The organism is Neorhizobium sp. LMR1-1-1.1, assembly GCF_040675795.1.
Lineage (GTDB): Bacteria > Pseudomonadota > Alphaproteobacteria > Rhizobiales > Rhizobiaceae > Neorhizobium > Neorhizobium cellulosilyticum.
The window spans coordinates 96,301-106,141 of record NZ_JBEGHE010000019.1; the positions used below are offsets into that span (position 1 = coordinate 96,301).

At 57.0% G+C, this 9,841-nt stretch carries 14 protein-coding genes and 2 pseudogenes; 9 read left to right on the forward strand and 7 right to left on the reverse strand.

What is annotated here, in order from left to right; translation table 11 throughout:
- Positions 1-89 precede the first annotated feature (89 nt).
- A complete protein-coding gene (locus MRBLMR1_RS11105) occupies positions 90-317 on the forward strand; it encodes a hypothetical protein (protein ID WP_500064650.1) in 228 nt (75 codons plus the stop codon).
- Here MRBLMR1_RS11105 and MRBLMR1_RS11110 read toward each other — a convergent pair.
- Positions 289-564 carry a hypervirulence associated TUDOR domain-containing protein gene (locus tag MRBLMR1_RS11110; RefSeq protein ID WP_500064652.1) on the reverse strand — a complete coding sequence of 92 codons (276 nt, stop codon included), beginning with the start codon at positions 562-564 and terminating at the stop codon, positions 289-291. The two genes, MRBLMR1_RS11105 and MRBLMR1_RS11110, sit on opposite strands and share 29 nt — an antisense overlap.
- An 8-nt stretch (positions 565-572) precedes the next feature.
- Positions 573-815: a DUF2934 domain-containing protein gene (locus MRBLMR1_RS11115; RefSeq protein WP_500064654.1), complete on the reverse strand. Its 243-nt coding sequence runs from the start codon at positions 813-815 to the stop codon at positions 573-575.
- Between the two features lie 256 nt (positions 816-1,071).
- Here MRBLMR1_RS11115 and MRBLMR1_RS11120 point away from each other — a divergent pair, with 256 nt between their 5' ends.
- The 4 genes from MRBLMR1_RS11120 to MRBLMR1_RS11135 all read left to right on the forward strand — a co-directional run bounded on the left by MRBLMR1_RS11120 (position 1,072) and on the right by MRBLMR1_RS11135 (position 2,571).
- Complete coding sequence (locus MRBLMR1_RS11120) at positions 1,072-1,545, forward strand: pyridoxamine 5'-phosphate oxidase family protein (protein WP_148144949.1); 474 nt, start codon at positions 1,072-1,074, stop codon at positions 1,543-1,545.
- Complete coding sequence (locus MRBLMR1_RS11125) at positions 1,542-1,886, forward strand: DUF3140 domain-containing protein (RefSeq protein ID WP_500064656.1); 345 nt, start codon at positions 1,542-1,544, stop codon at positions 1,884-1,886. The genes MRBLMR1_RS11120 and MRBLMR1_RS11125 overlap by 4 nt, the downstream gene beginning before the upstream one ends.
- Before the next feature lie 208 nt (positions 1,887-2,094).
- Positions 2,095-2,331 (forward strand): hypothetical protein, encoded by a 237-nt coding sequence (locus MRBLMR1_RS11130; protein ID WP_148144948.1) that lies wholly within the window; start codon positions 2,095-2,097, stop codon positions 2,329-2,331.
- 30 nt (positions 2,332-2,361) lie between these two features.
- On the forward strand, positions 2,362-2,571 hold the full coding sequence (locus MRBLMR1_RS11135) for a hypothetical protein (RefSeq protein ID WP_148144947.1): 210 nt from the start codon (positions 2,362-2,364) through the stop codon (positions 2,569-2,571).
- A 41-nt stretch (positions 2,572-2,612) separates the two neighbouring features.
- On the opposite strand, the gene MRBLMR1_RS11140 is transcribed toward MRBLMR1_RS11135, so the two are convergent.
- From MRBLMR1_RS11140 to MRBLMR1_RS11150, 3 genes are all read right to left on the reverse strand, one after another.
- A complete protein-coding gene (locus MRBLMR1_RS11140; protein ID WP_148144946.1) occupies positions 2,613-3,776 on the reverse strand; it encodes a zinc-dependent alcohol dehydrogenase in 1,164 nt (387 codons plus the stop codon).
- A gap of 75 nt (positions 3,777-3,851) precedes the next feature.
- Positions 3,852-4,379, reverse strand: a complete 528-nt coding sequence (locus MRBLMR1_RS11145) for a DUF4142 domain-containing protein (protein ID WP_500064659.1) — start codon at positions 4,377-4,379, stop codon at positions 3,852-3,854.
- Between the two features lie 142 nt (positions 4,380-4,521).
- The gene (locus MRBLMR1_RS11150) at positions 4,522-4,926 is read right to left on the reverse strand and encodes an NUDIX domain-containing protein (protein WP_500064661.1); all 405 of its coding nucleotides are present in this window, start codon (positions 4,924-4,926) and stop codon (positions 4,522-4,524) included.
- A gap of 89 nt (positions 4,927-5,015) precedes the next feature.
- Here MRBLMR1_RS11150 and MRBLMR1_RS11155 point away from each other — a divergent pair, with 89 nt between their 5' ends.
- Complete coding sequence (locus MRBLMR1_RS11155; RefSeq protein ID WP_183688542.1) at positions 5,016-5,738, forward strand: MOSC domain-containing protein; 723 nt, start codon at positions 5,016-5,018, stop codon at positions 5,736-5,738.
- On the opposite strand, the gene MRBLMR1_RS11160 is transcribed toward MRBLMR1_RS11155, so the two are convergent.
- Entirely contained in the window at positions 5,678-7,399 is a 1,722-nt protein-coding gene (locus MRBLMR1_RS11160; protein ID WP_500064663.1) for an FAD/NAD(P)-binding protein, read from the reverse strand. The genes MRBLMR1_RS11155 and MRBLMR1_RS11160 overlap by 61 nt on opposite strands.
- A gap of 353 nt (positions 7,400-7,752) precedes the next feature.
- Between MRBLMR1_RS11160 and MRBLMR1_RS11165 the strand changes: the two genes are divergently transcribed.
- The 3 genes and pseudogenes from MRBLMR1_RS11165 to MRBLMR1_RS11175 all read left to right on the forward strand — a co-directional run bounded on the left by MRBLMR1_RS11165 (position 7,753) and on the right by MRBLMR1_RS11175 (position 9,481).
- On the forward strand, positions 7,753-8,322 hold the full coding sequence (locus MRBLMR1_RS11165) for a type 1 glutamine amidotransferase domain-containing protein (protein ID WP_148144941.1): 570 nt from the start codon (positions 7,753-7,755) through the stop codon (positions 8,320-8,322).
- A gap of 64 nt (positions 8,323-8,386) precedes the next feature.
- Positions 8,387-9,244, forward strand: a pseudogene (locus MRBLMR1_RS11170) (SDR family oxidoreductase).
- A 30-nt stretch (positions 9,245-9,274) separates the two neighbouring features.
- On the forward strand, positions 9,275-9,481 hold the full coding sequence (locus MRBLMR1_RS11175) for a hypothetical protein (RefSeq protein WP_500064670.1): 207 nt from the start codon (positions 9,275-9,277) through the stop codon (positions 9,479-9,481).
- A gap of 60 nt (positions 9,482-9,541) precedes the next feature.
- On the opposite strand, the pseudogene MRBLMR1_RS11180 reads toward MRBLMR1_RS11175, so the two are convergent.
- Positions 9,542-9,841: pseudogene (locus tag MRBLMR1_RS11180) on the reverse strand (response regulator); the annotation flags it as partial.

Consider the following 9,841-nt stretch of genomic DNA (forward strand, 5'->3'; position numbering starts at 1 on the left):
GCCGGCAAATTTACAGCTGCTGGCAAGTCGCGACCTCTCATGTCATGAAGCGGCGTATTCGAGATCAACTGCGAAACATTGGAACATAGATGGATAGATTTGCAGAAACCGAAAACGCTCTTGTCGCGCGACTGCGCGTCCTCAAGGCATCTCCGGACATGTCGATCAACCTTCTCGACCTCCGTTTGCCCTTGGAAGCGGCAGGCTTCTCTCAAGACGAGGTGACCGCCGTTCTCAATGCTCTCGAGCAGGACAAGATCGCAACCGTCGTTCCGGGCGGGCGGCTGCTTATTTTGAAAAAGCTTCCGGAGGTCTAAAGCCACGCTCCGCTCCCGAGACATTCCCTTTGACCGCAGAAGCTTTCTTGAGCGATCCAGGCTTATCGGCCGCCCGCTTTCCGGATTTCTCGCTCTCGACGATCATCTGTCGATCATTCTCGGATGCCTTGACCTTGTGGCCTTTGATATGCGTGTCCGAGGATTGCTTCATGATGACCTTGCCCATCGTCTTTCCCTGGCTTGCCTCGCACGAGACCTTATCGCTCTTTTTCAGATTGTCGTTCATCGGTCTCCTCAATCCGGGCTGACTGTAGATGGTGGCCTGATGTCCGCCGCGTCAACGAGGTTCGTGTCGTCCTTCGCGAACTCGTCATCAGCTTGCTGGTTGACCTTTGTCACGTCATCGGATGACTGCTCAGCTACCTCGTGCGGTTCCTGCGCACGTCTCCAATGGTCCTCGTGCGCTCCCTCCGGGCGACCTTCGTCCTCCCAGATCTTGTAGGCCCGCTCTCGTTGCTGTTGTTCTTCTTCGTTCATGACGGCCTCCCTTTGTTGCGGAGAGATAACTTCCTTGCGCCGCTGTTGTTTCCGAAGAGCAGGAAGGAAATCAACCATACCGCCCGGCCCGACGTGTTATCCGCTTGATAAAGGCGGTTTTTCGCCGCGGGCCAAGTCCGATACCGTGACGGACGGGTAAGGCCCCTCGCCTGTCCTTTCGGTCTCAGCCCCGACGCCGATGAGGAACGAAGGCACTTGCAGAAGGTTTAGGCCAGACCAGTTCCAGGAGGGTCCAATGGCTTCGATGACGATGGAAGAGCTTTCGAAAAAGCTGAGCAAAATCGACTTTTGCATGTTCAACACAAATGGTCCCGAAAGCATTGTCAGCAGACCGATGAGCAACAACGGGGACGTGGAGTATGACGGCGACTCATGGTTCTTCTCGTACGTCGACACAAAGAAGGTCGCAGACATCAATCGTGACGCCAGGGTCACCCTGACCTTCACCGCTCCACCGAGCATTCTTGGTAAACCGGGCATTTTCGTTGCCATAAACGGAGAAGCTGACTTGATCCGTGACAAAGCCCAGTTTCAAGAGCATTGGACAAAAGATCTTGACCGCTGGTTCCCAGAAGGGACCGAGACTCCCGGAATCGTCCTGATTAAAGTGTCGGCACAAGCGATCGAATACTGGGATGGAGAGGAAAACGGACAACTGCAACCGGCGATCGTCGATGCCGTCGATGCCGTCGAGGCGGGTGCAGTATGACCATGAAGGTAACGCACAGAGACCAAATCTGGGACGATTTCCGGGAAGCGGTGAACACGGCGCCGGCTGAACTGGAGAAGTGGTTGAAGACCGACGAGAGTAAGTCACTTGGCTGGTCAGGTGATGGCGGCGGCGAGACAGTTGGACACCATCGGGTCGCAGGATCATCGATAATCAAAATGAAGAAGAAGGCCGATCTGACTGATGATGATTTTGCTCACATGAGGAGGATTGTCGGTTATGTGCATCGGCATATTGCGCAGGCAGGGCCCGAGAAAGATCGGAGAACATCGCCATGGCGTTACTCCTTGATGCACTGGGGGCATGATCCGCTCAGATAAGCAGACAGGCCTTTCGATTGCTTCGGGACTCGGATGATTTCCGACATCGCTGCTTGGCTCGACGTTTCTTGACCTACCGAACTGATCAGGGACTAGAAAGGGAGATCATTTGAGCCGCTAAGGTTCGATCAGATCCACTCACGTCAGTCTTGCAACCGAAAACTGCCTGCATATTATCGGCTAACTGCAGACAGTTTTAGTGACACAAATGGATCAGCATCTACCGCATCCCGAACGCTCAGAACTCTCCGGCCGCTACACTGAAGGCGGCATCACCGTCGTTGTGGAAATCTTTCGCCCCGCGGGAAAGGATGATTGGCAGATGGAAGTCACCAGCCTAGAAGAGCAGCTCACGGACTGGAATGAATCTTTCGCCTCAGCTCACGAGGCATGGGAGGAATTCATCTACGTCGTCAACACGGAGGGGATCGCAGTTTTCCTTTAGCGCCTCCCGACGTCATCGAGGATAAGCAGATTGGCGATCGACAGCGACAGACGGCGAATGATTTTCGATCAGGTTCGCACCAAGGCGATGTCCCGTCTGGAAGGCAAACACGCGATCAAGGCAGAGCGCGGTCTCATTCTCATCAAGGATATCGAAAAACTGAGAGAGCTTGCCGGCCCAATCTATGGCATCGCAGAGAAGGAATACGAGCAGCACATCCGGCAAGACTGGCGCTATTAGCTCGGCCCCAAAACAGGAGCCGAGCTCAACATCGCGATCGATTAGCCGTGGGGACGGATCACGACTTTCACGCATCCATCGGCTTTGTCCCGAAACGTCTTGTAGGCTTCTGGCCCTTCTTCGAGACCGATGCGATGCGTGATGAGGAACGTTGGGTCGATCTTGCCATCGATGATCAGATCCATCAGCGGCTCGAGGTATTTCTGAACGTGGGTTTGGCCGGTCTTGAGCGTCAGCCCTTTTCCGACAACCGCGCCGAGCGGCGCGGGGACGGCCGGCCCGATGAATACGCCAGGCAGTGAAACCGTTCCGCCCGGACGGCATGCCAGGATGGCCTGGCTTAGAGCGTAGGGACGTTCTGTTGCCGACAGCTTCGTTTGCATCGTCTCCATCAAACCGCCGGCACCATGGCTCTCCAGTCCGACGGCTTCGATCACAGCATCAGGTCCCTTTCCACCGGTCATGTCAACGATACGTTGCTGCAGGTCTTCATCCGCATACTCCAGCGTCTCCGCGCCCGCCCCTCGCGCAAGCGCTAAGCGTTCTGGCACGGTGTCGATCGCGATCACCCGCTCGGCGCCGAGCAGAAACGCCGACTTGATCGCAAACAAACCAACTGGCCCACAACCGAAAATGGCGACCGTTTGTCCCGGTTGGATATTGCAGTTTTCGGCGGCCATGTAACCTGTCGGGAAAATATCGGAAAGAAACAGGACCTGCTCGTCGCTCAGACCGTCCGGCACCTTGATCGGGCCGACGTCGGCATAGGGTACGCGCAGATATTCGGCTTGGCCGCCCGGAAAACGGCCGTACATTTCGGAGTAGCCAAACAAGCCGGCAGTCGGATAGCCGATCTGTTCTGCTTGCATTGCGCCGTTCGGATTGGATCGCTCGCAGAGCGAAAACTGGCCCCACTGGCACTGTCGGCATTCACCGCATGAAATTGTAAACGGGACGACGACCCGGTCTCCGATTTTTAACTTGGAGTTTCCGCGACCGACTTCGACGACCTCGCCCATCGTCTCGTGGCCCATGACATCGCCATGGTGCATGCCCGGCACGAAACCGCCGTAGAGATGGAGGTCCGAGCCGCAGATGGCACAGCTCGTCACCCTGATGATCGCATCGCGGTCATCCTGGATGACGGGGTCGTCTACCTGCTCGCAGCGAATGTCGCCGCTTCCATGCCAGGTCAGCGCTTTCATATCTGTTCCCTCCGAGTGATCGATGGCGGTCGAGAAAAAGAACCGGCCGCGTGACAGCGGCCGTATGAGACGAGGCTACTTATCGAGGTCCTGCGCCATTTGGTAATGATGCTCCAGGGCGGGCCGGGTCTTTGCCGCCCACGCCTTCAGCTCGGCATTCTCGCCCCCTTCGGCGTAACGCTTGAACAGATCGACGGCATCCTCGTGTGCTTCGACCTGGTCGTCGATATACTCCTCGCTGAAGTTGTCACCGTCGAGCTTGGCGAGCTCGTCCACCTCCTCCTTGAAATCCTCGGTCAGCGTTGCAACAGGGTTGCCCTGCACCTTGCCGGAAGCGAGCAGCGCCCTGAGCTCTGCGGTGGTCTTCTCGTGATCGGTGACCATCTGCTGTGCGAATCCCTTCGTCGCGTCATTTCCCTTTTGCAGCGCAAGCTTGCTGGACTCGATCTCGAAGACGTCGCTGGCGGAGGCCTCCATGATGAAGTCCTCGGTTTTCGGTGCGACACCGAGAGCTGAGTTCACGCCGGTTGACTCTGTTGCCGACTGCGCAAAAGCGCCGCCAGCGCAAAGGACGAGGCCTGCCGTGAGAAGGACATGTTTCATTTGCGTAATCCCTGGAACTTGGTCTTCCTGATTGAAGATCCCGGATCAGAACGACGCCTTTCGATCTCAGTTCCGAGGGAAACGAGTGATAGTCAGTTTCGTACGGCAACGTACAAATCGCCGGCGCCGATCAGCATAGGTCTTATCGGTGTACTTCCAGCAGAGGGCGCACCACGTCCCGATAGGCTTCGAACGCAAGCTCGGTTTCAAGGAAGTCGTCAATTGCAAACCAGCCAAGCTCGGAATGCTCGTGTCCCAACAATTGCGCAGTGCCGCCGTCCCACAGCGGCACCCTGAAAATATGGAAGGGCGACCTTTTCTTCCGATCGTCGTCTTCATATAGCGTGGCGACGTGATCAAAGGCGCGTGGCGTCAAGCCCACCTCCTCCTGGCATTCGCGAACCAGCGCGACATCGAGCCCCTCTTCCTTCTCGACATGACCGCCGACCAGATCCCACTTGTTCGCAGACCATTTTCGATGGGCTGCGCGCCTCACAAGCAGCACCCGTCCATTGTCGATAAACGCCGCGCAAATAATCTCCGCCATCCGAAAACCTTTCAACACATCATACCGATAGGGAACCCGGAGGCAGCAGGCGGTGTTCCACGCTGTCAATAACCGCGAGGGGCCTTTGGATGAGTGAGACCGTGGGCACAGTCAAAGAGATCTGGCGCTATCCCATATCCTCGATCGGTGGTGAGGGTCTGAATGCGGCTTCGGTCGGCGATGATGGGATCGACGGAGATCGCACGCACCTCCTGGTCGATCTCGATACCGGAGAGGTCGCTTCACCGGAAACGACACCACGTTGGCGCCCTGCCCTGATGCTGTCGGCACGTAGATCTGGCGATGAGGTGCTGGTCTCATCAAGTACGTGGAAAATGAAAACGATCGGCCCCAGCCTCGACGTTGCACTAAGCGAACTCATGGGATTTCGATGCGGCGTTCGGCCCAAAGGGTCTTCTCTCGAAAATGACGGGTCGACAGCCAATTTTTTGCAACCGAGGTATGACCTTGCGTCACTCCACTTCCTGACTACCAAAAGCCTTACAGATCTGGCATCGCTCACCCCAGGCAGCCAGATAGACCGCCGACGGTTCAGGCCTAACGTCGTATTAGAGACCGAAAGTTATGAGGAGGATTGGCTGGGTCGGAGCTGGGCCTGTGGCGGTGTCATGGGAAACATCACCGAAAGGACCAAGCGGTGCGGCATGACTATGGTGGCGCAGCCGGGATTGCCTGAAGAACCGGAAATTCTGCGGACAATCGTCAGGCAGCGCGGCCGATGCTTTGGAGTCTATGCCTCCATTGCACAGGCTGGCAGACTATCGGTCGGCGACGAGTTTGTATTTTCCTGATCCAACGCCGTAATCAGAGAGTTGTCTGCTTTTTGTGTTGCCGCAATGATCGCCTTTGAGACGATGTCTCCCATGTCACGTGCACTCGTAATGCCTTGAATGAAAGGGAGCTTGTGCAGCAAGAATGGAACCGAGACACAGTAGAGGTTTCTTGAGACAGGCTGATCGATGATGGGCCGAAATGCTTGGTCAACATCGATCCCACCGGTGCGTCTCAGATGTGCTGACATCTCCGCTGACGTTTCCGTCGCGGATTCTTTGACGAGGCCGGGATGTTTCAGGCTCGGAAACGGGAGATCGGAGGCGGAGGCCGCATGCTGCCCCGTCGCATCGATAAATGCCGCATAATGGGTCTGACGCCCTTCGACAGTGACCGTCACGCCTGGACTGTTCTCCGGCCGATCGATCTCATAGTCGGTGCCAAGCGTCATGATATCGAGCGCTCCGGCGTTGTGGAGCGCTAGCAGACGCTCGACGGATTCGTGGGGAACGGTCGCATAGTCATCGACAAACACCGTCTTGAAGTGCGTATGAAAGCGCTTCAGATCCTCGGCATCGAGATGTTGAACGGCGCTTGCTATCACTTCGTGCATGCGAAGGATCGTGTACCGCCACGGAACCGTGATCCTCTCCACCTTGTTCTTCTTCGCCTCGGCGAGATTTCGGGCCGCTGCGATGAACTGGTCCATTGCTTCCCGTTTGCGGAAGTATCGCGCAGCAATGTCTTCGATTGTTGCAAGTCCCAGGCCAATCGATGATGCGTAGTCCGAGTCAGCCGCCCCGAGCTCGGCTCTGAACAACTCGAATACATTGTCCAATAAACCTGCCGGTCCCCGCGAGATAGCAGCATCGACGGCCTCCGGCGTGCAAAACTGGAGAGGTTCGTAGGGTATCGGGCAGAAGAAGTCTGCTTCCGGCAAGAGCCCTTTCCGAGACATCATTGTCATGTGAAGGCCGTTGGTCGTGGGCTGATAAGCAAGCTGCCCTTGCTCATCACGCAGGAAGATCCCGTGAGCGGTGGCAACCGTGACAGCAGCATCGATGCCGCTCAGGGACGTTCCGAGAATGCCCACCTCCACCGGCCCGATGCGCTTGATGGCGCTGGCGGGCCAAGGCGAGATAAAGTAGCCCGGCGTTACCTCCGTGTTTTCCGGCCAATCATGACCAGTCGCCATGACGACATGGTCGAAGTTTTCCGTGGTTTCCGGTTCATCACCTTGGCGTGCAACCAGGGCGACATGAGATTTCTCCAGGCGAATATCGGTGATCTTGGTGCTCGCCCTGATGATCACGCTATGGCCGCGGGCTTTCGCCTGATCGACCAGCTTCCAGAACTGAGCTGCCAGAAACTCTCCAAGCACGACGCGGGGATAAAATTCGCGCTCACCGATCCGTGCCCGTTCAAGTCCGAGCTGCTGCAAGGCGGCATCAGAATGTCCACTCAGCCATTCGATAAGCGTATCGACGACGCGAGGGATTTCGATGCTCGCGATGTTGGCAAGCATCGCCTTATCATTGACCGCCGGATGATAGGGCGTGCCTTTCCCGGGATCTGGTAGCTCTTCGAACACAGTGATCGTAAGCGATTGCTGAGAGGCAACTAGGCCCATGAGGGTGTAGATGCCGGTGGGACCGGAACCAATGATGGCGATACGTGTCATGAGGCTCGACGAGCTTGTTGTGATGGAAGGCCGTACAAAACGGCTTAACGTCTGACAGGTTCCGCATCAGGCCATCAACCGTGCGGTATCGTACAGCCCCTGAAGACTCCGTGGTCAGGAGCGCCTCGTGATCTAACCATTCACTATCGATCGTCAGCTTCGACGTGAGCCGGCGAAAATACGTCGCACACCAATCCAGGAACCTTCCACCGGTGTGACGGTTCTCCTGAGGTCACACGACCCAACACCATACCTTCACTCAGACACGGCGGCCCGGATCAGAGTGCGCGTCACGCGTTTACGTATCTCAACCGGCCGAGCGCCGTGATTGCCTACAACAAACGGAGAATAGCATGACCCTGGAAGGCAAGAAGATCGCAATCCTGCTGGCGCCCCGAGGTACCGAAGAACCGGAATTTGTCGAGCCGAAGAACGCCGTCGAAGCGGCTGGCGCAACGGTCACTGTAGTCGGCGTAGAAGCGGGCGAGGTCCAGACGGTCAACAACGATCTTGACCCGGGTTCGAGCTTCACGATCGACAAGACCGTCGCCGAAGTCTCGGCATCTGATTTCGATGGCTTGGTCATCCCGGGCGGCAGCGTCGGAGCAGATACATTGCGCGGCAACGCGCAGATAGTGTCTTTTGTCCACGACTTCTTTGTCCAGCAAAAGCCAGTCGGCGTCATCTGCCATGGTCCGTGGATTCTTGTAGAGGCCGGCGTGGTGAAACGGCGCACGCTGACCTCCTATCCGACGGTGTCGACCGACATCCGAAATGCCGGCGGCACCTGGATCGACCAGGAAGTTGTAACGGACAAAGGACTGGTCACCAGCCGGACCCCGGATGACCTCCCGGCATTCTGCGCCAAGATCATCGAGGAATTTGCCGAAGGCCGTCATCCGGCGCAGGCGCGCAGCGCATAATTGTGACAATTGCGGGCATCGCGAGATGCCCGCCTTTCCCATTTTCTAAATGCAAAGAGTGAAAATGACCAACTATCCAACACCGCCTTTTGACACTCCACGACAGGACATGCCCGGCACGACTGAAGCGATGTCCCCCCTGCCCGATCATGGTGAAGTGAGCTATCGAGGCTCCGGCCGCCTGTCGGGAAAAAGGGCCGTGATTACTGGCGGGGACAGTGGCATAGGGCGCGCCGTCGCGATCGCCTTCGCTCGGGAAGGCGCCGATGTCCTGATCTCATATCTGGACGAAGACAAGGATGCTGAGGAGACAAAATCCTGGGTCGAGAAGGCCGGACGCAAGGCGATCTTAGTGCCTGGCGACATTCAGTACGCTCCACACTGCGAACACATAATCGACACAGCGGTCTCGGAGCTCGGCGGCATCGATATCCTCGTCAACAACGCCGCCCACTAGGCGAGCTTCAGCGAAATCGGGGACATTTCAGACGAAGAGTGGGAAGTGACGTTCCGCACCAACATCCATGCGATGTTTTACCTGACGAAGGCCGCCGTGCCACACATGCAGCCTGGCAGCGCCATCATCAACACCACGTCGATCAATGCCGATAGTCCGAGTCCACATCTGCTCGCGTATGCCACGACAAAGGGCGCTATTCAAAATTTTACAGCAGGTCTTGCTCAGATGCTGGCCAACAAAGGCATCCGAGCTAATTCCGTCGCGCCTGGGCCGATTTGGACACCGCTCATTCCGTCCACCATGCCCGATGAGAATGTCAGGAATTTCGGCAAGCAGGTACCGATGCAACGGCCCGGCCAGCCCGCCGAAGTCGCGACTGCTTACGTGATGCTGGCTGATCCGCTGTCGAGCTATGTGTCGGGAGCAACCATCGCAGTTACCGGCGGCAAACCGATCATCTGATGCGGAAATCTCAAACAATGGAGAAAGCAAATAGCAAAGCCACAGGATGATGCAAAGGGCCAGTCCGCACCTTCGCAGGCAGATCCCCACGCGACTGGCGTACACAGCGCTAAGCCGACAGTTGTGACGGGTTCCGAAGACGCGACCGTCAATCGGACGCCGCCGGGCCAGAAGAAGGAGAAGGACTTCGATATTAGTTACGATCCAACGGAACACAGTGGCAATCGCACGCCGTGACACTGACGTCTTCCAATCTCCGGCGTCGTCATAAGGTCGACTCAACCGCGTCCCCGACGTTCAGGCAGAACGTCGGCCAGCATTTGCATCCTCCGCCAGCACTAGGCTTGTTGGTGGGGCACCGCTATCGTCCCCCCTGGATGATTGCCGAGACATAGACCAGCGCATTCTTCATGCCGTTCATCGTGTAGGGCTTTTCGATTGCCCCGAGGGCGCCGGCAAAATCTTCCGGTATCCGTTTGATGTTTCCGCTGACGAATACATAGGGTATCCCGGCAGCCGCCAGCTCGCGCCCGACATCGATCCCGGTCGGGCCGTCCATCAAGTGGATATCGACGAACGCGAAGTCCGGCTTTGAAG